The organism is Methyloglobulus sp. (genome assembly GCF_040079455.1).
Classification (GTDB): Bacteria; Pseudomonadota; Gammaproteobacteria; order Methylococcales; family Methylomonadaceae; genus Methyloglobulus.
Genome location: NZ_JBEBKJ010000052.1, coordinates 1 through 26,216 on the forward strand (window position 1 = coordinate 1; position 26,216 = coordinate 26,216).

General features: G+C 45.3%; 23 protein-coding genes and 1 tRNA gene. 16 read left to right on the plus strand and 8 right to left on the minus strand.

The genetic code is table 11. The features are described 5' to 3' along the window. From ABL924_RS11775 to ABL924_RS11785, 3 genes are all read right to left on the minus strand, one after another. Positions 1-1,218 (minus strand): hypothetical protein (locus ABL924_RS11775; protein ID WP_349027287.1); only part of this gene is annotated, 1,218 nt, incomplete at its 3' end. Positions 1,219-1,324: 106 nt separating this feature from the next. Beyond that, positions 1,325-1,789 carry a MazG family protein gene (locus ABL924_RS11780; RefSeq protein ID WP_349027307.1) on the minus strand — a complete coding sequence of 155 codons (465 nt, stop codon included), beginning with the start codon at positions 1,787-1,789 and terminating at the stop codon, positions 1,325-1,327. Further along, positions 1,723-2,001 (minus strand): MazG nucleotide pyrophosphohydrolase domain-containing protein, encoded by a 279-nt coding sequence (locus ABL924_RS11785; RefSeq protein WP_349027308.1) that lies wholly within the window; start codon positions 1,999-2,001, stop codon positions 1,723-1,725. The genes ABL924_RS11780 and ABL924_RS11785 overlap by 67 nt, the downstream gene beginning before the upstream one ends. Positions 2,002-3,036: 1,035 nt before the next feature. Between ABL924_RS11785 and recJ the strand changes: the two genes are divergently transcribed. From recJ to tldD, 9 genes are all read left to right on the plus strand, one after another. Then, positions 3,037-4,782: a single-stranded-DNA-specific exonuclease RecJ gene (gene recJ / locus ABL924_RS11790; RefSeq protein WP_349027288.1), complete on the plus strand. Its 1,746-nt coding sequence runs from the start codon at positions 3,037-3,039 to the stop codon at positions 4,780-4,782. Between the two features lie 80 nt (positions 4,783-4,862). After that, positions 4,863-5,771 (plus strand): LysR family transcriptional regulator, encoded by a 909-nt coding sequence (locus tag ABL924_RS11795; RefSeq protein ID WP_349027289.1) that lies wholly within the window; start codon positions 4,863-4,865, stop codon positions 5,769-5,771. Between the two features lie 74 nt (positions 5,772-5,845). Next, on the plus strand, positions 5,846-6,313 hold the full coding sequence (gene rlmH, locus ABL924_RS11800; RefSeq protein ID WP_349027290.1) for a 23S rRNA (pseudouridine(1915)-N(3))-methyltransferase RlmH: 468 nt from the start codon (positions 5,846-5,848) through the stop codon (positions 6,311-6,313). Then, complete coding sequence (locus ABL924_RS11805; protein WP_349027291.1) at positions 6,313-6,882, plus strand: Maf family protein; 570 nt, start codon at positions 6,313-6,315, stop codon at positions 6,880-6,882. The genes rlmH and ABL924_RS11805 overlap by 1 nt, the downstream gene beginning before the upstream one ends. Continuing rightward, complete coding sequence (gene rng / locus ABL924_RS11810; RefSeq protein WP_349027292.1) at positions 6,875-8,329, plus strand: ribonuclease G; 1,455 nt, start codon at positions 6,875-6,877, stop codon at positions 8,327-8,329. The genes ABL924_RS11805 and rng overlap by 8 nt, the downstream gene beginning before the upstream one ends. Before the next feature lie 53 nt (positions 8,330-8,382). Beyond that, the gene (locus ABL924_RS11815; RefSeq protein WP_349027293.1) at positions 8,383-12,225 is read left to right on the plus strand and encodes a YhdP family protein; all 3,843 of its coding nucleotides are present in this window, start codon (positions 8,383-8,385) and stop codon (positions 12,223-12,225) included. Positions 12,226-12,238: 13 nt separating this feature from the next. Further along, on the plus strand, positions 12,239-13,057 hold the full coding sequence (locus ABL924_RS11820) for a carbon-nitrogen hydrolase family protein (RefSeq protein ID WP_349027294.1): 819 nt from the start codon (positions 12,239-12,241) through the stop codon (positions 13,055-13,057). A 1-nt stretch (position 13,058) separates the two neighbouring features. Beyond that, positions 13,059-13,646 (plus strand): outer membrane protein assembly factor BamC, encoded by a 588-nt coding sequence (bamC, locus tag ABL924_RS11825; RefSeq protein WP_349027309.1) that lies wholly within the window; start codon positions 13,059-13,061, stop codon positions 13,644-13,646. A 70-nt stretch (positions 13,647-13,716) separates the two neighbouring features. Further along, positions 13,717-15,156 (plus strand): metalloprotease TldD, encoded by a 1,440-nt coding sequence (gene tldD, locus ABL924_RS11830; RefSeq protein WP_349027295.1) that lies wholly within the window; start codon positions 13,717-13,719, stop codon positions 15,154-15,156. A gap of 17 nt (positions 15,157-15,173) precedes the next feature. Here the strand turns inward: tldD and ABL924_RS11835 are convergent, their stop codons facing one another. From ABL924_RS11835 to ABL924_RS11845, 3 genes are read right to left on the minus strand one after another with little or no spacing between them, the layout of a single operon-like run. Beyond that, positions 15,174-16,601 (minus strand): efflux transporter outer membrane subunit, encoded by a 1,428-nt coding sequence (locus tag ABL924_RS11835; RefSeq protein WP_349027296.1) that lies wholly within the window; start codon positions 16,599-16,601, stop codon positions 15,174-15,176. After that, positions 16,598-18,550 (minus strand): MacB family efflux pump subunit, encoded by a 1,953-nt coding sequence (locus tag ABL924_RS11840; protein WP_349027297.1) that lies wholly within the window; start codon positions 18,548-18,550, stop codon positions 16,598-16,600. The genes ABL924_RS11835 and ABL924_RS11840 overlap by 4 nt, the downstream gene beginning before the upstream one ends. Further along, positions 18,547-19,746 (minus strand): efflux RND transporter periplasmic adaptor subunit, encoded by a 1,200-nt coding sequence (locus tag ABL924_RS11845; protein WP_349027298.1) that lies wholly within the window; start codon positions 19,744-19,746, stop codon positions 18,547-18,549. The genes ABL924_RS11840 and ABL924_RS11845 overlap by 4 nt, the downstream gene beginning before the upstream one ends. 805 nt (positions 19,747-20,551) lie before the next feature. On the opposite strand from ABL924_RS11845, the gene ABL924_RS11850 reads away from it, so the two are divergent. The 4 genes from ABL924_RS11850 to ABL924_RS11865 all read left to right on the plus strand — a co-directional run bounded on the left by ABL924_RS11850 (position 20,552) and on the right by ABL924_RS11865 (position 22,877). Next, on the plus strand, positions 20,552-20,932 hold the full coding sequence (locus tag ABL924_RS11850; protein ID WP_349027299.1) for a DUF393 domain-containing protein: 381 nt from the start codon (positions 20,552-20,554) through the stop codon (positions 20,930-20,932). A gap of 5 nt (positions 20,933-20,937) precedes the next feature. Then, on the plus strand, positions 20,938-21,153 hold the full coding sequence (locus ABL924_RS11855; protein ID WP_349027300.1) for a TIGR02450 family Trp-rich protein: 216 nt from the start codon (positions 20,938-20,940) through the stop codon (positions 21,151-21,153). A 110-nt stretch (positions 21,154-21,263) separates the two neighbouring features. After that, complete coding sequence (locus ABL924_RS11860) at positions 21,264-21,743, plus strand: DUF1566 domain-containing protein (RefSeq protein WP_349027301.1); 480 nt, start codon at positions 21,264-21,266, stop codon at positions 21,741-21,743. A gap of 435 nt (positions 21,744-22,178) precedes the next feature. Continuing rightward, complete coding sequence (locus tag ABL924_RS11865; RefSeq protein WP_349027302.1) at positions 22,179-22,877, plus strand: SDR family oxidoreductase; 699 nt, start codon at positions 22,179-22,181, stop codon at positions 22,875-22,877. 287 nt (positions 22,878-23,164) lie between these two features. On the opposite strand, the gene ABL924_RS11870 is transcribed toward ABL924_RS11865, so the two are convergent. Continuing rightward, positions 23,165-23,251: transfer RNA gene (locus tag ABL924_RS11870), tRNA-Leu, on the minus strand. Between the two features lie 217 nt (positions 23,252-23,468). Here ABL924_RS11870 and ABL924_RS11875 point away from each other — a divergent pair. After that, a complete protein-coding gene (locus ABL924_RS11875; RefSeq protein WP_349027303.1) occupies positions 23,469-24,143 on the plus strand; it encodes a DUF3047 domain-containing protein in 675 nt (224 codons plus the stop codon). A 3-nt stretch (positions 24,144-24,146) separates the two neighbouring features. Beyond that, the gene (gene arsS, locus ABL924_RS11880; protein ID WP_349027304.1) at positions 24,147-25,109 is read left to right on the plus strand and encodes an arsenosugar biosynthesis radical SAM (seleno)protein ArsS; all 963 of its coding nucleotides are present in this window, start codon (positions 24,147-24,149) and stop codon (positions 25,107-25,109) included. A gap of 305 nt (positions 25,110-25,414) precedes the next feature. On the opposite strand, the gene ABL924_RS11885 is transcribed toward arsS, so the two are convergent. After that, positions 25,415-25,819 carry a hypothetical protein gene (locus ABL924_RS11885; protein WP_349027305.1) on the minus strand — a complete coding sequence of 135 codons (405 nt, stop codon included), beginning with the start codon at positions 25,817-25,819 and terminating at the stop codon, positions 25,415-25,417. Between the two features lie 58 nt (positions 25,820-25,877). On the opposite strand from ABL924_RS11885, the gene ABL924_RS11890 reads away from it, so the two are divergent. Further along, the gene (locus ABL924_RS11890; protein ID WP_349027306.1) at positions 25,878-26,180 is read left to right on the plus strand and encodes a hypothetical protein; all 303 of its coding nucleotides are present in this window, start codon (positions 25,878-25,880) and stop codon (positions 26,178-26,180) included. The last annotated feature ends 36 nt before the right edge of the window (positions 26,181-26,216 follow it).

The following is a 26,216-nucleotide window of genomic DNA, read 5'->3' on the forward strand; positions in this document are numbered from 1 at the left end:
GACTATTAATTCAACCTGATTACCATCTTTATAAAGGGCATTTACGACCGGAGTACTGCCAGGTCCGGTAATTGTGCTTTTGATGTAATTCCCAAAACTAAGATTGTCAGAAGCCAATATGCTTCTAACATGCGCTAATTCTGGAATGCCTTTAAAAACTTTTGGAGGAAACTCATCATTTTGCTTAAGTAATCCCGCCGGAGGATAGCCTGCCGTTGACCTTCTGCCTCTAGCAACTGAGCCAATGCGATCAATCGTCACAATCCGGCTTTTGTTCTGCCGTCCTTTGATATCTTTGACTCCGGCTAAAGCATCAACAGCATGTTTAGTTGATTGCGCTTGCACGGTAGAGAAAGGATCATAGCACACTAACCCTAACCCCATTTTTACAGTATCGGAGAATTTGCCGATAGTCACACCATCGAATATCCTCGGAGCTGGATCATGCAGAAATATAGCACTAGGAAAAACATCAAGCAACGGCCCGCCGCGCACAATTGAGCCCGCATTTCCTAACGAAATGCTAATACCCGGAGTCGCTTTAAAAAATTCGGGAAAGGCCGTACCACCATAAACGCCAAGTACTTTCAACAAGTTAACCCGTCCGGGCAGTAAAGCGGATTCTTTAAGCGTGAGCGGGATGGCAATTCCAGGGTATTTTAATAGCGGAACACGAGCCCGAACTAATGCACCATTAAGATAAACACTAACAATGTCGCCGTCTACGATGCCATCATCAAAAAGTTGTATGACAACACTTTGTTTACGGAAAATATTTTTTGCCAATGAGTGCTGTGGTTTTATTGGAGGCGCAACAGCAGCAGCAAACGGTTGGCCAAGCAATATTGGAGCCAAGGAGTTAGGTTGATTCTGGCATTCATCCGTAGTGCCGTCAACAGACCGCTTAGTGGCAACGCGCCAAAGCATAAGGCGATGTTCTAAATCAGGGATCACCGCCATCCATTCCGTATTTTGCACAACGCCGTTGTGATTCGACATCCGAAAAATTTCTTGGGCTTCTATTAAGCCAGCGTCATCGTTTTTGGTTTCATCCAAATACGCGATAAAATCCAGCGGAACAGTCAAGTTCAATTTCGCAAAATTATGGCAACCAGGATATTTAGGAATTACTTTTGCATAAGTATGCGAACTGATAGAACAGATTGCAGCAAAAATCATCAAACTACAAAGCGATTTTAAGCGGTTTTTATAAAACATCTTTAGATCCTATGGTCTAGTTTAAATGGAGTATAGATATTAGCTGTTAGCCAAGACTGAGTCAACTTTGATTTTTAACTAGATAGAATGTAGCGAAACCCGATGATTAATTTTTGAGAATTGATTTCAACGCCACCTTCGCTTCATCCCAGTACGCATCAAGCTCGACGAGTTTACAGTCTTTCAAATCACGACCAGTGGCGGCGACTTTTTGTTCGATATATTGAAAGCGTTTGGAAAATTTTTGTGTGCTTTTTTTAAGGGCAACTTCGGGATTAACCTTTAAATGGCGGGCGAGGTTAACGGCGACCAATAACAAATCGCCGATTTCTTCTTCAATATGCGCTTGGTTGCCGGATTGCCAGGCTTCTTCGACTTCACTCAATTCTTCTTGGACTTTGGCAAATACCGGTTCTACCGTCGACCAGTCGAAGCCGAAATTAGCGGCACGATCTTGGATTTTTTCACAGTGCATTAACGCGGGCAAACTGGCGGGTACACCGTCTAATACGCTGCTTTGTTTGTTAACATGTTGTTTTTTTCGCGTTCTTCTGCTTTGGCTTGTTCCCAGGCTTGTTGGCGTTCGTCGTCGTTAGCAAATACGGCATCAGCAAAGACATGCGGATGGCGCACGATGAGCTTGTCGCTAATGCTTTTAGCAACGTCTTCAAAATTAAATTGGCTTTTTTCATTGGCAAGTTGGGCATGGAACACCACTTGCAGCAATAAATCCCCCAATTCGGACCGTAAATCGTCGAGATCATTGCGTTCGATAGCGTCAATGACTTCGTACGCTTCTTCAAGGCCGTAAGGCGGATTAGCCGCGCAACTTGGTTGGGTTTTGGTTTGTCACTTTTGTTTGGGCGCGGCGTAATCCGCCGAAAGTGGCATACCCTTACCATTCGGCGGATTACGGCGCACGGAAACTCCTTACATATCTACCTGTTTAACTGTATGTGCGCCTAATCTGCCCTACGGCCCTAAAAATAGTGGCGCGCTTGGCATCGCAACACGCGGGGAGTCGCTATTTTTGCGAAAGCTTGTTTTGAGGACGTCCTGTCCAAACAAGCGGCAAAAACTTAACGCGACCGCCAATGCCTGCGGCTGCCCCAGCCGTCCTGCTACCCTCGCCCCATACCCGACAAGGGGTATGGGGCATCGTTGCGCAATGACTCGACGCGATGTCGTAAAGCTGTGCATTTTCACTTCGCAAACAACGCTTCGTGAAAACACACAGCCCTATCGCTTCTGGGGACTACAAATCTTCACTCCGCTAACGCTACGTTTCCAGGATTTTCAGCGTTGGAAGTGTATTCCTTCGCTGACAGGAAACGCGTCATTTGGTCATGGCTTATATCCCCATCCAACATCGATGACAATCCGGTTGCTGTCGCAAATCCGTTATTACAGATCAGGTAGTCTGTATATATCTCTAGGTTTTCTTTTTTCATCCCAGAATCATACGCGTTTAAAGAGTAGGGTGCGTAACATCAGCTTGATTACCTGGCTTTTTACAACGGGAAACGGCCACACTCAAAACTAGGCTATCAAACCCCGTTGGAATTTGTGAGGGATTTTGATAGGAATGCCGCCTAAAAAAGTGTCCGGTTTTAGTTGACCATTACAGTGGTTTGGGCTAGGTCTTTCCAGGACATGGGCTGTTGCTCGGTCTTGAATAAAGGTCTATTTTACCCGTTTTGGGGCTTGGGGTCGTGCAAAGGTCTCTTTCTATATTTATCAGTTTTACCTTATTATCATCGAAGGTTTCCGTCAGCTAACCTGAATAACCCACAATGAATAGGATATATCCCCAACGCTATGTACATGCAAGGCACAAAAAAAACGATTGTTGTCCGGCCATTCGAGATAAAGAAATGGTCGCAAGGTGACATTCACCCTTTGTTACAGCGCATATTTTTAGCCCGAGGAATTTATTCCACAACTGAACTGGATAGGGCTTTAGCTAAGCTGCCATCGCCGTGGTTATTGTCCGGCATGGAAAATATGGTCGCACAATTAATAACCGCGATTAAAGACCAGCAAAAAATCACCATCGTCGCTGACTTTGATGCGGATGGTGCGACCAGTTGCGCCGTCGCTATTAAAGGCTTGCAATTATTGGGTGCGAGGAAAGTCACTTTTGTCGTCCCCAACCGTTTTGAATACGGCTATGGCCTTACACCGGAAATTGTTGAATTAGTAAAATTGGATAAACCAGACATCATCATTACTGTCGATAACGGCATATCCAGCGTTGACGGGGTTAAAGCAGCGCAAGATGCAGGTATAAAAGTTTTGGTGACCGACCATCATTTGCCGGGGCTACAGCTACCTTCCGCCGAGGCTATCGTCAACCCAAATCTTGTTGATGATGCTTTCCCTAGCAAGTCCTTAGCTGGCGTAGGCGTAATGTTTTACGTATTGTTGGCATTGCGAAGTAAGTTGCGTGAACAGGGCTGGTTTGAACAACAAAAAATACCTGAACCCAACTTGGCACAATTGTTAGATTATGTTGCGTTGGGTACGGTTGCCGATGTCGTGGCTTTAGATAAGGTTAATCGCATATTGGTCTATCAAGGTTTGATGCGAATACGCACGGGGAGATGTCATCCAGGCTTGCAAGCGCTGATCGAAATATCTGGCAGAAATTCACTTACACTCGTTGCCGCAGATTTGGGTTTTGCCCTAGGGCCAAGGCTGAATGCGGCGGGACGTATGGACGATATGTCCTTGGGTATTCAGTGCTTGTTAACAGAAGACCCCGCACTTGCCAAAACCATTGCGCTGCAACTGGATGACCTGAATAATGACCGCAAAGACATTGAAGGACAAATGAAGCAGGAAGCCCTGGCATTATTGGGCAGAATGAAAGCGTTGGATGGACAGCATCTGCCTGCGGGTGTCTGCCTGTTTGATGAAAACTGGCATCAAGGCGTAATCGGTATTTTGGCATCTCGCATCAAAGACCAGTTGCATCGCCCCGTTATTGCCTTTGCTCCTGCCGGAAAAGACTTAATTAAAGGTTCGGCGCGTTCGATAGCGGGTGTGCATATCCGTGATGTCCTAAGCGATATAGCCGCTATCCATCCAAAATTATTGAACAAATTTGGCGGTCACGCGATGGCGGCTGGTTTGAGCATTAAAATGCACGATTATCCTGCTTTCGCGCTGGCTTTCGATGAGGTGGTCAGCAAACGCTTGGCGAGTGTCGATCTGGAACAAAAAATCTGGTCGGATGGCGAGTTGGAGGAACAGGATATGACCCTGGAACTTGCCGAGTTATTACAAACCGCCGCCACTTGGGGACAAGCATTTCCTGAACCCGTATTCCATGGCAAATTCGATATTATTCAGGCACGTATCGTAGGACAACAGCATTTAAAATTAGTCATGCGGAAACCTAATGGAAACCTTATCCTTGATGGCATCGCATTTTTTGTCGATAAGCCTGAGCAATGGTTGGGTTTAAGGGTTTGCAATGCAGCGTATAAACTGGATGTGAATGAGTTCAGGGGACAGCGGAATGTACAATTACTGGTGCAATATCTGGAAAAAGTAACCTAAATAATTTTTATTAGTGTAAGGATGCTGTTATGTTTGACTTAATGACTTCATCAAAAACCAACCATTTAAGGATGTAATCAGTGGACAAACTAACAGGCATGACCGTTTTTGTGCGCGTCGCGAAAGCGGGGAGTTTCGCAGGCGGTGCACGCGAACTGGGTATCTCCAGAGCGATGGCAACCAAGCACATTATGCAGCTTGAAGGATCGCTAGGATCAAGGTTGTTTAACCGGACGACGCGCAGCCTGAATTTGACCGACGTAGGTGCATCTTACTTGGAGCGTTGCCAGCAAGTGCTGCTCGATATTGAAGAAATGGAAGCCGCCGTCACCCATTTACAGACTGAACCCAGAGGCATCTTAAAAATAAGTGCGCCTCCCGTTATAGGCGCGACCCATATTACGCGAGCAGCCGTCGAGTTTTTGAAAATTCATGCCGACTTAAAGATTGATATTGTTTTGCAAGGTAGCCCAGGAGACTTGATTGATGAAGGGATAGATATCGCCATATTTCTTGGCGCCCTGGAGGACACCAGCATGATCGCAAGAAAGTTGGCTACTTCACCCTTGGTGGTTTGTGCTTCACCTGACTATTTGGATAAATACGGAATTCCGAAAACGCCGGAAGATTTGATTGACCATAGCTGCCTTGTCAATTGGGCCATCGCACCACGGCATAAATGGCAGTTCAGGACAGAATCAGGGTTAAAAATAATTACCGTTTCTGGGCGAGTGCAGTCAAATGCTGCCCACTCGATCCGCATAGCCGCCCTCAATGGCTTGGGCTTGGTTATGTTGCCAACTTACATTGTTGGGGGCGATATTGAAAAGGGTACATTAAGAGTAGTGCTGGAAAGCTATCTTTTACCTCCACTAGAGATCCATGCTGTTTATCCTCATAGAAGGTATTTGTCAGCAAAAGTTAGGGCTTTCCTAGATTTTTTGCAAGTGTGGTTAGAGCCGAGAGCGGGTATGGCAGGTACAGAATAAACGGTGATAGATAAAGTTTTTATACTCGGTTGCTTGCATTGCATCATAAGGTTGTTGGCTGTATCCTGCCCACCATGCAAATACATCTGATTTCTGTCGGCAATCGTATGCCATCTTGGGTAAAGGCCGGTTATGAGGATTACGCTAAACGCTTACCACGCGAATGCGAGCTGCTGCTTAGGGAAATTCCGCCTGGGCAAAGGGGCAAAAATTGTGACGTGCCAAGAATAATAAGGGATGAAGGAGAGAGAGTGAATATGACGATTCCGATTGGATCGCATATCGTAGCTTTGGACTTGTCAGGAAAATCGTGGACTACGCCAGAATTAGCCCAAGCGTTGAATCGCTGGTTGGAAAGCGGAAAAAATATCGCCTTGTTGATCGGTGGTCCAGATGGTTTGTCGGATTCCGTGAAGTCCAAGGCAGGGGAGTTTTGGAGCTTGTCTCCGCTGACTTTCCCGCACCCGCTGGTACGAATTATTGTCGCTGAACAACTATACCGTGCCTGGAGCATACTTCATAACCACCCCTATCATCGCTAATGTCAGCGCAAATCATCCTGGCATCAGCCTCGCCTAGACGCAAAGAGCTACTTGCTCAAATCGGGTTATCAGCGCTCATTAAACCAGTAGATCTTGACGAGACAGCATTAGCAAATGAGAAGCCTTTGGCGTATGTGCAACGGTTAGCTGCTGAAAAATCGGCCGCTATACCTAATGCGGATTTACCTGTTCTGGCGGCTGATACGGCTGTTGTTGTAGACGATTGGATTATGGGTAAGCCCAAAAACCAGGAGGACGGGATAGCCATGCTTACTCGATTATCTGGAAGAAAGCATCATGTCTATACCGCTATTTCATTAAGGGGAAAGCAACATTGGCAAGCAGTGAGTATCACAGAAGTTACTTTCAGAAATCTTACGGAATCTGAAATGATCGCTTATTGGCATACTGGAGAGCCGACCGATAAAGCAGGTGGGTATGCCATACAAGGCTTAGGTAGTTTATTTGTAGCGTCGATTAAAGGCAGTTATTCTAGCGTAATGGGTTTGCCATTATTTCAAACCGCAGAACTTTTGGCAAAACAAGGAATCAATCTGTTTTATGAGTGAAGAAATTTTGATTAATGTCACGCCGCCGGAAACCCGCGTAGCTGTTATTGAAAACGGTGTGTTACAAGAGCTTATCATCGAGCGCAGTCGTAGCCGGGGAATGGTAAGCAATATTTATAAAGGTCAAGTGTGCCGAGTACTTCCGGGTATGCAGGCCGCATTTGTCGATATTGGGCTGGATAGGGCGGCGTTTTTACACCTTTCTGATTTATGTGCAAGGGATTTGGAGAAAAAAGGCTCCGAAAATATCGAAGCTTATTTACATGAGGGTCAACATATTGTTGTTCAGGTCGTCAAAGACCCTATAGGAACTAAGGGGCCAAGGATTACTACCGAACTTTCAATTCCTTCCCGGTTTCAGGTTTATATGCCCTACGCCAGCAATTCTGGCGTATCGCAACGGATAGAGTGTGAAGAGGAACGTACCCGGTTAAAAACCTGTCTTGAGGCTTTTAGAAAAGAACATAAGTGTGGTGGTTTCATCGCCAGGACGGCAGCAGAATGTGTCGAAGAGGCGGTTTTGATTGCTGACATGACGTTTTTGTTAAAGCTTTGGGAATCCATATCTGCCAAAATTGTCGTGGCAAAAGCCAAGGAGTTTATCCATCAAGACTTACCGTTAAGCGTACGCACCTTAAGGGATTTATATAAGGAAGGTATCGAGCGGGTTAGGGTGGATTCCAGGGAGACTTATCGCCGCTTGATTGAGTTTGCAGAAATATTCGTACCCGAGATTGTTCCCGTCCTTGAACACTATACGGGCGAAGGCCCATTATTTGACATTTACAATGTTGAAGATGAAATCCAGAAAGCCTTGGAACGCAAAGTCAGCTTGAAATCGGGTGGACATTTAGTGTTTGACCAAACCGAATCAATGACCACTGTGGATGTTAATACCGGCGGCTACGTAGGCGGAAAAAACCTCGAGGAAACAATCTTTAAGACTAATCTGGAGGCGGCACAAACCATTTCGAGGCAACTTAGGCTGAGAAATTTGGGCGGCATTATCATTATTGATTTTATTGATATGCAAAGTGAAGACCATAAAAAACAAGTGCTACAAGCCTTGGAACGCTGCCTGGAAAAAGATCGCGCAAAAACTAAAATTACCGAAGTGTCTGTACTCGGTTTGGTTGAAATGACCCGTAAACGAACGCGGGAAAGCCTTGAGCATATCCTTTGCGAGCCTTGTAGTGCCTGTGGTGGGCGCGGTGTGTTGAAAACCTCAGAGTCGATGTGCCTAGAGATATTTCGTGAAATCATCCGCGAGGTTAGACAATATAAAGTGCAAAAGCTACTGGTGTTAGCATCAAACAGTGTCGTAGAGATGTTGCTCGATGAAGAGGCGGATATGCTGGCTGAACTGGAATCGTTTTTGGGCGTGCAAATTAAATTCCGAGCAGAGGCAGAATACAATCAAGAGCAGTATGATGTGGTGCTTCTTTAGTTTGGGCGTTACAAAAGTGCTTGCAAAGCAATAGCCTCGGAAATCAAATCGTTATGATCCATCACATCAAACGGGCTACCCGACATCTGATTTTCTGGTCATTGTTGATAGTGGCTATCACCCTTAGCGGTGTGCGACTGGTATTAATGGGTGTTGATAGTTATAAATCCACATTAGAAACCCGCATCAGCGCATTGGTGGGCGTGCCGGTAAAGTTGGGCAGCTTAAGAGCCAAGATGCGTGGCGTTAGTCCTGAATTGGTTTTGAAAGAAATCAACATTGCACCAATCATAGCAACAGAAAAACCTAGTATTCAGCTTAAAGAAATCCGCTTAGGCATCAACTTGGGTGAGCTTTTGCTTAGCAGGGACATGTTGTCGTCGTCTTGGGTTACCTTGGTAGGCGCAAAGCTTTCGGTAATTCGCAAACAGGATGGACAGATCACCGTTGAGGGCTTAAGGGCAGGTAATGGGCAACCGCTCTGGTTACTCCAGGGACGGAAATACGAGGTGTTGCAAAGTCATCTTACTTGGCAAGATCAGCAAAAAGGCGGGTCAACCTTGGTGCTGGATGCGGTCAATTTGGCAATTATGAACGATAGCGACCACCATCGCATTAACATGTTGACGAAATTGCCGGAAAAATATGGCGATGAGTTAAAAGTAGCCGTGGATTTCGAAGGCTCAGTGGATAAGCCTGCTGACATTAAAGGCACTGTGTTTGTTCAAGGTAAAAATGTAAAACTTCATGAGCTTGCCTCCACTTATCTGCCTTTCGAAATCCGCATGACGGCTGGTTCGACTGATTTTAAAGTCTGGGGACAATGGCAACAAGCCCAATTGATTTCTGTGGCAGGCGACGCGCAATTAAGGCAGGTGGCTTTTTCCCGAAGCGGGAGAGGAAATTTTTATATTAACCATCTGGATACCCAATTTAACGGTCTAACGAAAGATCAACAGTGGCTTGTGGATATCAACCGTTTCTTATTAGAATCGGGTGGGGAAAACAAAAAACTCGATAAAAAATGGCCAGATGCTATCGTCAGTTTTGCTGTAGAAAAAGGCACAAATACTGGGTTTCAAAAATTGAAAATGGTTGCCAAACAACTTGATTTGGCAGAGTTTTCCAAGCTATTGCATTTTTTTGCGCCATTGACTGGAGAGCAGGCGCAGTTGTTAACACAAGCCCAGGCTAGGGGCACACTTAAAGACTTTTCCTTATATGCAGAGCCTCAACTTAAAAACTTTGCCATTGCGGGTTGGTTTGATTCCCTAAGTATTGAACCATTACTTACCCTACCAAAAATAGAAAATATCAGCGGCAAGGTCAAGGGCAGCGACAAGTTAGGGAAAGTTGAGTTGGCTAGTCAGAATATTCATATAAACCTGCCACAGTTGTTCAATAAGGCAGTTTTTTTTAGTCAAATCAATGGGATATTAGCTTGGCAGCAAGCTGAAGATCAATGGGTTTTATCAAGTCAAGCTATCGGCCTGAATTGTCCGGCATTTCAGAGCGAAAACCGCTTCCTCGTACGTATTCCTAAAAACGAAGAAAAACCGTTTATTGACTTGCAAATTGCATTTAATAGCGATGACCTAAGCCAAGTCGCGGCTTACCTGCCAACGCAAATAATGAAAGAGAAGCTGAAGACTTGGTTAAGCAATGCTTTTGTGGGCGGTAAGCTAACAAAAGGTGATTTATTGTTTTATGGTAAGCCTAAGGATTTTCCATTCACCGACGGCACTGGCGTGTTTGAAGCCAAGCTAGACATTGATGAAGTCGAAATAAAATTTCATCCCGAATGGCAGCCTATTTCCGGCATTAATGGTGTGCTTACAATTGAAAAAAACAGCATACAGGGTTTATTTAATCGAGGACAAATAGGTAAGGTTGACATCAACAAAGCCGAAATGTTGATTTCCGATTTAGGTGTTGACGAGCTATTGACTATCAAAGGCGAAGGGCAGGGCGACATAAACCAGATACTGAATGTCTTGCAACAATCGCCCCAGGCAAGTCGGGTAAATCCAGTAACAGCGCATACTACCATCCAGGGTACAGCCAAAGCCACACTTGATTTGACGATTCCTTTACGTCCAGGTCACGAAATTAAAGTTGATGGCAATGCCAAGTTGAACGATGCCCAGTTAACTGTCAATCGGCTAGCCCTAAAAATTGACAAAATAAACGGTAACTTAAAATTTAACAAACAAGGCATTTATGGTGATGGCATTCAAGCATTCACCCTTGGTCATCCTATAAAAGTCAATATTATGCAAGCCGATCAACAAACCTTAATAAATGTAGGTGGCAAGGTCAAGGTTGGTGACCTAGAAAATTTGTTTGATTGGCCTAAATTGCAACAAGTAGAAGGTGCGGGCGAGTATCAGTTTCAATTACAAATTCCCAGCACTGATATAGAAAATAATCCCATGCAGATAAGTGTGAAATCGACCTTGGAAGGAGTGGCACTGCGACTTCCAGGTTCACTAATGAAAACCAAAGAGCAGCAAAAACCTACATCCCTTACTTTTAGCTTAAGTGATGAGCTGGCATTGCCTATAGAATTCAATTATAACAACGAGTTGAAAGCAGCCATAAGCCTTAACTCCAAGGAAAGAAAAATTAATTCTGGGCATATTTTAATAGGCGTGGGCGAGGCGAGACAGCGCTTAGCTTCTGGGATAAAGTTGGAGATTAATCGAGATCAACTGCCCTTACAGGAATGGTTGGGCATTGCAGCTACGCAACAACAGACAATTAGCAGCAGTCTCGATATCAGTGAAATAAAAATACATAGCGTGTCGGCAATGTGGAAAAAGACCCGCTTAGGTGCATTTGATTTAGCCTTAAAACGCAGTCAAAACTTTTGGGCAGGAGAGGTTGATAGCACCATTGCAAATGGAAAGTTTCAATTACCTGCTGATCTAAAAGGTGCAAACGCTATTAGCTTTGATATGGAAATGTTAAACCTGTCTGCCATAAAGCAATTTAGCTTTCAGAATGCACCTGCGACGGTTAGTGCGGGACTTAAACCTCTGCTTAATATCCACAGCAAAAAAACCTTATGGCAGTCTGAAAACCTTGGGGAATTGACTCTTGAGACGGTGCGTAAGCAGCAGGGCATGATAATAAAACGCCTGGAACTTGATGGTGAAAACGAAAAGCTGGTCATGACGGGTGACTGGAAAGACAATGGTGTAACGTCGACAACCCACCTCGCAGGCCGTCTTAATATGAAAAGGGCGGATCAGCTTTTCGATAAGCTTAATATCACAAAGGATTTAACCGACACCAGTGGTGTGATTGATTTTAAACTCAACTGGAATGCAGCGCCATGGCAAATGAGCTTGCCCGATTTGCGGGGAGACATGGATGTCAGTTTAAAAAATGGCCGCATCTTAAGTATTGACCCAGGATTTGGGCGCGTTTTGGGTATCCTGGCGGTCGCGCAGTGGATTAAACGTTTACAATTGGATTTCAGCGATATTTATGAAGAAGGCTTGACTTACAATAGTATCAAGGGACACTTTGATCTACTGAACGGCAAGGCAACGACCAAAAACTTAATTATTGATGCCATACCTGCCAAAATCACAATTCTTGGAGATACCGATCTGGTTAAACAAACGGTTGACCATGTTATTAAAGTAGTTCCCAAAAGTTTAGACGCTGTTCCTATTGCTGGTACAATCGTAGGCAGAGTAGCCGCAATGGTCGGTAAGACCTTAACCGGAAAAGACCAAGAAGGATTTTTCTTCGGAACAGAATATTTGGTGAAAGGAGATTGGCAGGATGTCAAAATCAGTTCACTGCATGAAAACGATGGTTTATTTCAAAAAACGTGGAACAGTATTACCGACTTTCCGTGGAATGAAGAAGAACAACAAAAATGAAAAGGTTATGTGAATGAACAAGTGTGCAGCCATACAAATGGCATCAGGCCCTAGCGTAAGCTCCAATCTGCTGGAAGCCGAAAAGCTGATTGCTGAAGCGGTCAAAACTGGCGCAAAACTGGTCGCGTTACCGGAAAACTTCGCCATGATGGGCGACCGCGAAATAGACAAGATCAAGATCAAGGAAGTTGATGGCACTGGGCCTATCCAAAAATTTTTATCGTCAACCGCAAAAAAATATGGGGTGTGGCTTATCGGTGGCACAATTCCTATTGCTGGTAATGACGACAATAAAGTCCGTGCCGCTTGCGTCATTTATAACGACCTCGGCGAACGGGTTGGACGTTATGACAAAATCCATCTCTTCGATGTTAATGTACCAGGTACGGATGAGGTCTATCGGGAATCCGACAGCATAGAACGAGGAGAGCAAGCTGTTGTAATGGATACGCCGTTTGGGAAGCTGGGAATTGCCGTCTGCTATGATCTGCGCTTTCCAGAGGTTTTCCGTAAAATGGTGATGCAAGGTATGGAAATCCTAGTGATTCCATCGGCATTTACCGCCAAGACCGGATCGGCACATTGGGAAGTATTATTGCGTGCGCGAGCCATCGAAAATTTATGTTACGTCATAGCACCCAACCAAGGCGGCTTTCACCTGAATGGTCGTAAAACCTACGGGCATAGCATGATTATTGATCCCTGGGGCATGGTGTTGGATTGCTATAAAACGGGCGCGGGTTTTGTCGCTGCGGATATTGATCTTGAAAAGCTGGCTAAAGTGCGTAGTGCTTTTCCTGTGCTTAACCATCGGCGGGTTAACTGTGAATAATATGCCGAAAACCCTATCAATTCTGCTGCTTACCTTATTGTTGTCAGCCTGTGGTACAACAGATAGTGGTCGATATAAGGATAATGCCAATCTTGAACGGCCTCCTGAGTTACCCATCGACAAACAAGGCGCAGAACAGGTTGCAGCCAACAAGCTTGAAGCACCGGTACGAAGGCGTGGCAAAGGTCTCAAGTCCGATATTTATAGGGTTCAAGGCACGTCTTCAGAATTTAAAATCAAACGCAGCTTCGATGAGGCGTGGAGTGTTTTAAATCGTGCAATTGAACATAATGACTTAAAAGTGACTGACCAAGACCGCAGCAAAGGTTTTTATTATGTTGCTTACGATAGCGGTTTTTTCGGTAAGGCAAGTTCGTATTTTGATGATGAGCGCAATCAACCGACTTATTTATTGAAAGTTGAAGCGCAAGGCGAAGAAACCAGCGTTATAGCAAGCTTGGCAAACAAGGACGAGCAAACTGACTCGGCAAATCCTAAAAATGCGGGTGGCGATGCTTCTCAGGATCAGTCACCAAAACTTATAGAATTATTGTATGACACCCTGCACGATGATTTGAAAGATGAATGAACGTTCTAATTTAGCTTACGTCCAATTTATACATAAACTCACGCATATCTCCCAAACTCATTGATTATTAATGGAACTATTAGCCCAAGCACGACAAACCATTCTCGCCCCTACTGGGATGCAAGACAGCGATATTCAAAAAATCATGAATCAGCTACTCAGTGTGCCTGTTGATGCTGCCGATATTTATTTTCAGACCAGCCATTCGGAATCTTGGGTGATGGAGGGCGGCATTATCAAAGAAGGCAGCCATAATATTGAGCAAGGGGCGGGTGTAAGGGCAGTGGCAGGTGAAAAAACTGGCTTTGCTTATAGTGACCGTATTGAATTGCCAGTGTTGCTGGAAGCCGCAAATAACGTCAAAGCCATTGTAAGGCTAGGTCAAGAAGCACAAGTCGGGTTGCCTAAAACAAGCAATTGGCCGCGCTATTATGCGATGACTAATCCCTTACGATCGCTGGGCGATCAAGAAAAAATCGACTTATTGCGTAAAATAGACACCGAAACCCGCAAATTAGATAGCCGGATCGAAGAAGTCATTGTTAGCATGGTAGGTGTTCACGAGAGTATTCTGGTTGCCAGTCAGGATGGCTCGCTCGCTGCCGATGTACGGCCTTTAGTGCGGATGAATGTATCTGTCATCGTGGTAGAAAACGGCAAACGCGAACAAGGCAGTATGGGTGGCGGTAGCCGTACCGATTACAGCTATTTTATAGATGAAGATACTGCATTAGGTTATGGCCGTGAGGCCGTCCGGCAAGCATTGGTTAACCTAGAAGCCGGAGAAGCGCCAGCCGGAAATATGATCGTCGTCTTAGGTCCAGGCTGGCCGGGAATTTTACTGCACGAAGCCATAGGACACGGGCTAGAAGGGGATTTTAACCGTAAAGGCACATCAGCATTCAGCGGTCGCGTCGGTGAGCGCGTTGCTTCCGACTTATGTACAGTCGTCGATGACGGTACTTTGCAAAATCGGCGCGGTTCATTAAGCATAGACGATGAAGGCACGCCGACAGAAAACACTGTCTTGATTGAAAACGGCATTCTTAAAGGTTACATGCAAGATAAGCTTAATGCCCGTTTGATGGGCGTTAAACCAACGGGCAACGGCAGGCGTGAATCTTACGCACACATGCCAATGCCACGCATGACCAATACCTACATGTTACCAGGCAAAGACGACCCCGAAGACATTATCAAATCTGTCAAAAAAGGCCTTTACGCCAAGAATTTTGCCGGTGGTCAGGTAGATATTACCTCCGGTAAATTCGTATTTTCCGCCAGTGAAGCCTATCTCATCGAAAATGGCAAAATCACTCGTCCGGTTAAAGGTGCAACCTTGATTGGTAACGGCCCTGACGTTCTTACCAAAGTCTCCATGGTCGGTAACGATCTTCAGCTCGACAGCGGCGTTGGGACTTGCGGTAAAGAAGGCCAAAGCGTACCTGTTGGTGTTGGTCAACCGACGATCAAGATCGATGGGATAACGGTGGGTGGGACGAGTGTTTAAAGTTTGGATAAATACCACTACCGATAACTCCAACCGCCGCCCATTGATTTAAACAGCAATACCGCAGCCGTTAATACATCGACATGAGCCTGAATTTCACTGTCTTGCGCGTTTAATAAACTGCGCTGAACGATTAATAAAGTTTGATAATCGGTAGCTCCGGCCAAAAAACGGTCCCGCGCAATCTCATAAGCTTGCTTGGCGCTGTCGACCGATAACAGTAATTGCTCACGGCGGCGTGTCGATTGGCTACCTAGTGCAAGCGCATCTTCAACCTCTTGATAGGCGGTCAGAATGGTTTTACGATAAATCTCTAACAATTCGGTACGCCGAGCCAAGGTACGCTCAAGCTCGCCTTCGATGCTTCCACCCTGGAATATGGGCGCTGTTAAAGCCGATGCCAGTGCGATCCCAACTCCTGCGGGTTGCGCGATAGTCACGGCAGTAAATATATTAGCTTCACTCAATTGTAAACGAGGGTAAAACGCAGCCCTAGCCTTACCAATATCGGCGTGGGCGGCAATCAATTCGGCCTCGGCGCTATGGATATCGGGTCGCCGGTCAAGCAGAATTGACGGCTGAGAAACATCAGCTTTTGGTATAGCTATAGGTTGCAGGTTCTTTTCACCTACTTTGAATTGTTGAGGTGCGCGGCCAAGTAACACGGCCAGAGCGTTTTCAGACTGTGCAATTTGTTGGTCAAGCTGCGCTACTGCGGCTGCGGCATTGGCAAGTTCCGTTTTCTGTTGTGCTACTTCCAGCGCCGATGTTGCGCCTGCTTCGAAACGCGTAACGATGATAGCTAACACTTCTTTAATATTGTTAAGATTATTTTCAGCAATAAGTTTACGTTCCTTTAAGCCGACAATGGCAAAATAAGATTGGGCCACATCGCCCATAACGACAAGTCGTAATGCATTGAGAGAGAAACCGGCATTTGCTAAATGACTTTTTGCGCTATCGCGCCCAGCCCGTATTCCACCCCACAAATCGACCTCATAAGACATATTCCATTGTCCTCTCCAAGAGTTGCTGTTGGAGTTGAGGCCGTTGCCACTGATGTTACTAATGCCACCACTGCTATTAACATTGCCCGAACTACCGCTGTTGCTGTAGTTATAGCTTCCTGTGGCACTGATTGCGGGCCATAGTGGCGCACCTGCAATTTTAGCCAATGCCCTAAATTGCCCCACACGTTCCCTGGCCGCAGCCAAGTCCAAATTATTGTTAAGCGATTCAGTCATCAGGCGGTCTAGTTCAGAACTACCGAACTTTTTCCACCAGTCTTTAGATACTAAATACGTACTAGTTGTAATTGTCGGACGGGATACGTTCTTCCATTGACTTGGGGTTATGGGCTCAGGCCGTCGGTATTTAGGCGCTAACGAGCAGCTGGCTATAAGCAATACAAAACTAACTGTCCACCAGATAGAAAATCGGCTCATTCTGCTGCCAATGCCACGACGGGATCAAGTAATGCAGCTTTACGTGCAGGTAAGTAACCGAATAAAATCCCAGTGGCGAAAGCGCAGGAAAACGCCAGAATTGCGGGGAGCGGAGAAAATATAACTGGAACCTCAAACATCTTAATAATGTAGCCTGTGCCATAACCGATCAACACACCCAAAATCCCACCTAATGTGCACACCACCGCTGCTTCGGTGTTGAATTGCAGTAAAATGTCACGTCGGCGTGCGCCAACCGCCATCCGAATTCCAATTTCACGAGTCCGTTCGGTGACGCTAACCAGCATGATATTCATAACGCCTATGCCGCCAACCAATAATGAAATTGCTGCCACTGTGCCTAAAAGAGTAGTAAGTGTATTTTGGGTAGCTGTCGCAGTTTCCAATATCGATGCCATATTGCGTATGCGGAAATCCTCGGTTTGGTGCCGTGACAACAATAAGCTGGATATCGCTTCTTGGGTATCTTCGATAAGCGATACATCGCTAACACGCACGGTAATTCCATTTAAATAATTTTGCCCGAATAAGCGGATAAGCCCCGTACTGATAGGCACGATCACAGTATCATCCTGATCCCCGCCATAAGCTGAAGCACCTTTAGGCGACATGACACCGATAACTTCGAAGGGAATATTGCCGATCAGGATGTAGCGGCCAAGCGGATCGTCCCCCTCTGGAAAAAGTATCTGTGCAACGGTTTGGCCTAGAACAACAACCGGGGCAAAGCGTTTTAAATCCCGGTCATTAAAGAAATCACCCAAAGCTACCGGCCAATCGCGTACCCGGATCATTTCGGCCCCAACCCCTTGTATACTGGTAGCATAATCGATATTGCCAAAGCGTACGGTCATCCTGGCGTTACGCTCGGCTAATGCGATTTCCACATTTGGTAATTCTTGTATTGCGACGACATCGTCAGGAATCATCGTGATAACGTCGCTTGAACCGCGCAAACCTGGCGCTCCCGGACGGATCGACAGCAAGTTAGTACCCATGGAGCGGATTTGATCCAATACTGACTGTTGACTGCCTTGGCCTACGGCTAACATTGTAACGACAGCGGCCACCCCGATAATAATACCTAGCAAAGTCAATGCGGTGCGGAACAAATTAACCCGTAGAGCGCGCATTGCGGTTTTAACCGCTTCGCCCATATCTGCAAACACATCGGCTTTTCCTGTTGGATTAAAGGTAAATGATGATCGTGTGTGTTTAAGATTATCCGGCGCGGTATCATTGGTAATTCTGCCATCACTTATATCGATAACACGGTCAGCATGAGCGGCGACTTGTGAATCATGCGTAATCAACAGAATAGTACGGCCAGTTTTATTCAAATCTGCCAGTAATGCCATCACTTCTTGACCGCTGCGGCTATCCAGTGCGCCAGTAGGCTCATCCGCCAGAATCACAAGCGGATCGTTCATCATTGCCCGGGCTATGGCCACCCGTTGTTGTTGTCCTCCGGATAATTGCGAAGGCACATGGTCGAGTCGATCACCTAGGCCAAGGTTGTTGAGAAGTTTTCGCGCTCGTTCAATGCGCACGTACTTGCTGATACCCGCGTACAAAGCTGGAATTTCGACATTTTCCTCTGCACTTGCCGAACCCAGAAGGTTATAACGTTGAAACACAAACCCAAAGGTCGTCCTGCGTAATGCCGCAAGTTCGTCCGGATCAAGCGTGGCTACATCCCTGTCCATCACGAAATAAGAGCCTGACGTTGGACAGTCCAGGCAACCCAGCACATTCATCAGGGTCGATTTTCCCGATCCTGATTGCCCTATAATCGCAACGAATTCTCCGGGCCATATTTTCAAGGAGACATTGTCCAGCGCTCGAATCAAATTATCGCCATTGCGGAATGTACGGCAAATATTTTCCAGATTCAGCAACGGCTTTTGTATTTGAGTGCTTTCGCTCATAGTCGTGGTGTGCTTGGGAAACCAGTAGGGTTACCGTTATGCTTTTTCGGCGCTACGGCGAGTTTAACCCGTTCACCCACTTTCAAACCGTCACGTACTTCTGCAAAGCGGCGGTTCTGTAGTCCAATATGAATGATCCTTTCCTGAAGTTCTTTTCCAGTTCCAAATATTTTAATCCGGTAAGCCGAGCCGCTCTTATTGTCTTGTTCAGACAAACGCTTACCCAAAGCCGATACTGGAATCAGCGGTACATGTTTGGACTCACCTAACACAAAGAAAACCTGTGCACTCATGCCGGTCATGAGTTGTCGATCCGTGTTGTCCACATCGATGAGCACGTTATAAAGCACCACATTATTGACCACTTCAGGCGTCGGTAATACCTGTCGTACTGTACCGCGCCAACGCCGTTGTTCCGAGCTCAATGTCGTAAAGTAAACTGGTAAACCTGGGATGATTCGCATGATATCTGCTTCGGCCGTTTGCGAACGTACCGTCATTTTATCCAGCTTTGCCAGTTGCATGATCATTGGTGTCTGCTGATTGGCGTTTAAGGTTTGTCCGGCGCGTGCGCTTTGTTGCACGACTGTGCCATCCATGGGAGCAAATATTTTGGTATAGCCTAAGTTAGTCCGGTCGCCGCCCAAAGTTGACTGAATTTCTTTTAATTGCGCCTTGATTGAATCCGCCTTAGCTCTAGCCGCTTTAATATTAGTCTCACTACTTTGCAATTCCTGTTGGCTGACCGCTTTGGTTTTGAACATGAGTTGATTGCGGGCATACTGTCGATCGGCAAACAATATTTGCGCTTCCTGTTCGACCAGTTGTGCTTTCAACGTGTTAATCTTCGCTTCGTCCGCCATTACCCGTGAGGCGTAAATGCGAGGGTCGATTTCTGCGAGTAAATCACCTGCCTTAACGACATCACCGATCTCAACATGCAGTTTTAGTAATTGGCCTGTCACTTGTACGCCAACATCGACATATTCTTTCGGCTCCAGTTTGCCTTGAGCGGTTACATTTTCTTCGATGTCGCCATATTCAATAATTGCAGCCATTTCATCTAATGACTGCTTTTCAGAATCCGCTGACTTCGAAAAAAACAACCATAATCCAAAACCTGCCGATAATATAACAAGGCACAATCCAGTAATCCGATAACGGGGGTTTGGTGTTTTAAATAACTTTATTTGCATGAAAAGATTTTCTGAAGAGACAGCCAAATCATAACATCTATTGTTATAGCAGGAGGGCTGCTCTTTGATCGGTCAACAGTAATCAGGACAAAAAGATAAGTGATTTTTCTATAGGTTTCAAAATTCGCGGGTGACATTGAGCCATTAGCCAAATGGTATCGTTTGTGATTATAAAAGACTTCGATGAAGGAGTACACGGAAGCGTAACGTTAGTGGAGCGGTGTACGACGACCCCCGCGTAGCCGTAGGGGCCGGGCGTGTTGACGGAGTTGGAGCGCGAGCGGAAGCGTAGTCAACATGCAAGGCCATCCGACACGGCGTCAAGTCATTTGGGCAGTCGTGATGCACAGCGTACCGAAGGGGAGTTGTGCATCGTGACGAACCGAGGACGAACGCGGGCAGCCGAAGGCATTAATCGCCACGTGAATTTTCGCCGCTAAAATCGGATGGACCCCATTTTAGCTTTCGCGAAAAATAGTGGCGCGCTTAGTTTACCTCGGTTTTAGAGATTACTCTCTTAGCCGAGTGTCCGCTAGACTGGGGCAAGATCATTTACTTGAAAACCTTTTGCTCGGACACACTTGTTAAGCTTTGAGGTTATCACGATCTGGCTTGTGAGCAAGTATTGCGTGAATTCACCTTTATGTTCAGTTCAGCGATGTCTGTCCAAATAGCTTGAGCGATAACTGCGACAGCATCAGTTATCCATCCCATAACAGCTTGGTTGTTTTTATAGTATTTACCGATAAACTCAATAAATGGTTAATGACAGCAACTCGATTTGTTTACACTTTAGGATCTTTAAATGACCGTAACTACACCCAAAGTTACCTGTTTTCATGATGGCGAATGCCCCATTTGCAACATTGAAATCAATGCGATGAAAAAACTCGACAAAGCGGGGAATGTTAATTGGGTGGATATTAGCCAGGATAAGGCTGCTTTGGCGAAAGCAGGCTTAACATACAAGCAGACAATGGATCGTATGCACGTCATCGACGAGAATCAACAATTGCAATCAGGTGTGTTGGGATTTTTGCAGGTTTGGAAACAACTGCCCTATTATCGCCGACTTGCCCCTCTTGTTGAGAAAGTCCCACTGCTATTGCCGATATTGGAATTTTGCTATCGAATTTTTGCGCGCTATCGTTTACCGCTAACGGGAAAAAAACAGATCACAGAATAGCCATTATGAATCAAATCAATCCCAATAAATTATTGCTATCAAAATGGACAGCCGTTGCACCCAAACAGAAAGAACGCCACTTTATGGTGATTAAGCTGATCCGTGACGAAGAACGGGAGATTATCGCCTGCAAATTGGAAGCGGTAATCAATAATAATAGCTATGAAATAGATTGGCAGGTATTGAAAGATTCATCTCTTTGGTTGATGGGTTGGCAGTAAGACAATTAATAGTTTTTGATAAATGAAGGTAATAAGATGACAGCTAACATTTACGGAGATACTAAACCCCGTTATTTTAACCACATAAACACTTGCAAATGAGTAGCTTAATGATTGGATGTAGAAAACTATCACTAATGGTTTTGTTGGCTACTGGCTTAACAATGGTTAATGCTGCACAGGCAATAAGCCCTATTGATCCAACGGGTGAGGATGTCACTGGTTATAAACCAGGTAAAATATATGTGCTAGGCGATATTAGTCCCTATGGCGGAAAAATCTATTTTGTCGATGATTCTGGAGAACATGGTTTGGAAGCGAAATTAGTCGATGAGACAAACCTACTCGTCTGGAGCGACGCTGTTAAAGCTGCAAGTGCTTATGGATTCCGATGGCATCTACCGACAAAGGTCGAGTTAAAAATATTGTATGAACAAAAGGATCTAGTGGGTGGTTTTGCTGACGACGACTATTGGAGTTCTACCGAACTCGACAGTAACAGTGCGTGGATCCAAGGCTTCGTCAATAGTGATCAGGATCGCTACAATAAATACAGTAAACTTAGTGTGCGTGCTGTTCGGGCTTTTTAGCATCTTTGTATACGCAACAGAAGGGCGATATTTCTATACAAGAAACAATGGATTTTTGAAGTCTCCTTAATAAAGAGCCTGTTTTTATTATGGTAGTTCTAGATAATTGCAGACTTTTCTTACCGTCTTTCGAATTGTCGGCTAATTGAAATAGAATAGTCATAATCAAGATATCCGTTCCCGATTGATACTGTATTGAAATTTTTAGTTATCAGTACCCCCAATTAAAAAACAATGGTCAATGGAAATTATTAGCGTAAATTGGATTCGTGTACCCATGTCATTTTTATGTAACCTGAAAGGGTTAAGTTACATAAATTCAGGCATTTTTGAATATCATTTAAGAAAAAAGGCCATCAGAAGTTTACAAATAGATGGCTAAAAAACATAACCACTTTATTAACTGCAAAGAAAATAATCCTGAAAGAGGGAAACATGGCGAATTATTTAATCATCGCTGCGAGCAGCGGCATAGGGCAAGCGACCGATGAATTGTTGCGATTAGCAGGACACAATGTTTTTACTACGGCGCGTGACCATTCAAAAATTACTCCCGATGCAATATTGGATGCCACCGACTTTGATGCGGTAGATAGAGTATTCCATCAAGCGGGTGAACTGGATGGCGTGGTCAATTGCTGCGGGTCTTTACTGTTAAAGTCGGCGCACCTCACTAGCAAAGATCAGTATCAAAGCGTGATCGACGCTTCGCTGACAACCGCATTTGCAACCGTGCGGGCAGCCGGAAAACACATGAACAAAGGCGGTTCAGTCGTTTTGGTTTCTTCGGCTGCTGCGATGGCAGGATTTGCCAACCATGAAGCAATCGCCGCTGCAAAAGCTGGCATCATCGGTCTCACACTGTCGGCGGCAGCTACCTATGCATCATCTAACATACGTTTTAATGCAGTCTCCCCCGGCTTAACACAAACGCCGCTCACAGCATCCCTTACAGGTAATGAAACTTCCCGAAAGATATCTGAGGCCATGCATCCTTTAGGCCGGCTAGGTAAGCCCGAAGATATAGCACGGGCGATAGTATTTCTCCTCGATCCAGCTAATGATTGGATCACTGGCCAAGTGTTGGCAGTGGATGGCGGTCTGTCGAGTGTGCGACCTAAAATGAGGTCGTAAATATTCTTGGCTTTGCCTTATTCAGGGCATAGTTAGCATGAATCTAAGGGTTCTTTTAGTGAGGCTATAAATACTATGTAATCTTAAATGAAACCGCAATGTACTATTGGAAAGGGAGGCTTTAATATAAGGCGGTTATGAAGCATCAAATACGAATGTGGATGCTCTGTAGGCTAGAGCGGGAAAACAACATGGACACTGGTCAACAGTAATATGCGGGCCGATCAAGATATCTCAACAGAAACAAAATCATACCAATCAAAGAACTATTGATCTAAATCATTTTTTGGTGCCTCGGGCCGGAGTCGAACCGGCACGGTGTTACCACCGAGGGATTTTAAGTCCCTTGCGTCTACCAATTTCGCCACCGAGGCATCGATAACGTTGATCAGGACGGCATTATATATCATCATCAAAAATAAACTAGCGTAATCCTAGTTTTATTTGGTTTGCCGCTATTTTTAGCTTATTCTGGCACGCTATCAATATCCGTTCTGTACAGTTTCCTATACGCTGTTACACTTTTGATTCAACTCGAACGGTATTAATCCTTCACAGCTAGATCAATGTTTTGAACAAGGATAAACACTAATGTTTGGTATACTTTGTAAAAAATCAAGACTGCTAGGCTTCTGTTTGTTGATGGTTGCAGCGACTGTAATAGCAGACGAACAAGCCATGAATAAACTAGTGATTGGCAGTTTCTCTACTGGCTCTCTTACGGGTTGGAAAGCTAAAGAGTTTAAAGGACAAACTCAATACCAGGTCATCAAACTAGATAATGCTCAAGTATTGAAAGCTGACAGCAATGCTGCGGCATCTGGTTTATTCTCTGAACAACGCATAGACCTAGAAAAAACACCCATCATGAACTGGCGCTGGCGTATCGAAAATCGCTTGGCCAAAGCTGATGAGCAAAGCAAGTCAGGAGATGATTTTGCCGCCCGTGTTTATGTGGTCGTGAGTGGCGGTCTGATTTTCTGGAATGCCAAAGCCATCAATTATGTGTGGGCTAGTACGTCACCTGAAAACAAAACCTGGCCGAATCCTTTTGCGGGCGATCATGCCATGATGGTTGCGGTTCGATCATCGTTAGATAAAACGGGCACCTGGTATACAGAAAAACGTAATGTCCGCGCAGATTTTAAACGACTAACAGGTGAAGACATGCCTTATATCGATGCGGTTGCCATTATGACCGATACCGATAACGCCAAAGGCAAAGCAACGGCTTACTATGGTGACATTTACTTCACAGCGGAATAGCCCATGCACGATACGCTTCCTTACCTGGAACCCACTGATTTTCCTGCCATCAAGCGAACTACACTAGCAGTTTTACAGGTTAACCTGGGCTATTTGTGCAATTTGAGCTGCACCCATTGCCATGTGAATGCCGGCCCTAAACGTATCGAACTGATGGACAGGGCAACGGTTGATTTGATACTGGAGTTTATCCGCCGTGAGAATATCCATACACTTGATTTAACCGGCGGTGCTCCAGAAATGAATCCCCATTTCAATTATCTGGTGATGCAAGCAAGGGCAATGGCTGTCACCGTAATTGACCGCTGCAATCTGGTGATTCTTCAAGAACCGGGCTATGAAGACTTGGCGGAGTTTCTTGCAAGCAACCAAGTAGAAATCGTTGCATCGCTACCCTGTTATCTTGAAGATAATGTGGACAGACAGCGTGGCAAAGGTACTTTCAGCGCCAGCGTGGATGCTTTGAAAAAGCTTAATGAGTTGGGTTATGGTCAGACTGATGGTCAACTAAAGCTTAATCTGGTCTTTAATCCGCAGGATAACAAACTGCCGCCCGATCAAAAAACATTGGAAGCAGCATATAAGCAGCATTTGTTTGAACACTTTGGCATCATTTTCAATCAACTCTATGCCATGACTAATCTCCCTATCCAGCGTTTTGGTAGTCAATTAATCAGTAAAGGTTTGTTTACTGAGTATTTACAATTATTAAAAGATAATTATTGCCAGGAAAATCTGCCTGGTGTGATGTGCCGAAATACGATCAGCATCGACTGGCAAGGGTTTGTTTACGATTGTGATTTTAATCAAATGTTGCAGTTGCCATTAGGGGCTAACCTAAATCGCCGAACGCATTTGAGCGAGTTGCAAAGCGACTCCTTGACCGATTCGGTGATTGCGGTGAGGCAACATTGTTATGGTTGTACAGCGGGGCAGGGTAGTAGTTGCGGTGGGGCATTAGCCTGAGTTGGGTGAATTTCAGCGGAGGTGATTTCATTCGACTTATCATCGATTTTTGCAATGCTTTAATTAAACAGGACACATTTAGAAGCAGATTTATAAAGTCATTAGAGGTGGGTGCTAATCAACAAAAGGCTCTAAAGTTCCACGGGATTTATCTGTGCATTCAGCCATGATAGCGACAAACGTCATTGCAATTCACGCGAACTGCTGAGTTAAACCAAGACTGCGCACGATAGAGTTGTATGAAAACGCGCAGTTATCAAGGTCAGTCCGGTTGAGCGACAGAAAAGCCAAACTATAAACGGTCGCTAAAGTATTTGAAAAAACTGCTCTTGTTCATATGCCATGCAATTTTCAAACGTTAGTGGGTTATCGGTTAAACGTTGAATCACTAGGCCCCCCTGAACAGTGACCAGAAAATGTTCTGCTTGTACTTCGGCCTCTTTTGGTTGCAAACCCGCTTCCTGGCCTAACGTACAGAGAGCTTTACACCAAGCGTCATAATCTTTTTTTAATAACGCCTTGATTTCATCTCTTTCTTTCCCAAGACTCAGTACATTCAACAGACAATTTTTTTGTCCAGCACAATAAAACGCCTTGAGCGTGACCAGCATATTGCTGAACCGTTTTTCGGGCGTGTCTTGACGCACTAATAATGGCGCTATATCGCTTGTTACGTTCTGCTGGGCGGTAAGCCATGAGTGACCATACAAACGGCTTCACCGATGCCACGTTGAAGGCGACCGCACCGGAACGCTGAACCTTGCCTATGTGCTTCACTTGGACGGCAAACCCGCCGGATGGTGGATGTACTTCAAGACTGGCGTTACTGGCACATGGACGGCAAGCGGCAAGCGCGAACCCATGACCGCCGCCATAAAAAGGCAGATAGCCGATGCCAGGGCAGAACGGGAGCAGGAAAAGCAAAAAGCCCACCAAGAAGCAGCACTCAAGGCTAATTGGGTATGGGGGCAAGCCACACCAATAACCGAGCAATCCAAACACCCTTATTTAACTGATGTTACGCAGCCCGGAATTTTTGCAATTCTGCATACGCCATCTGGCTCGCCTTGATGAACAACTTCGTCCGCAGTGCAAAATGGTTAGCCT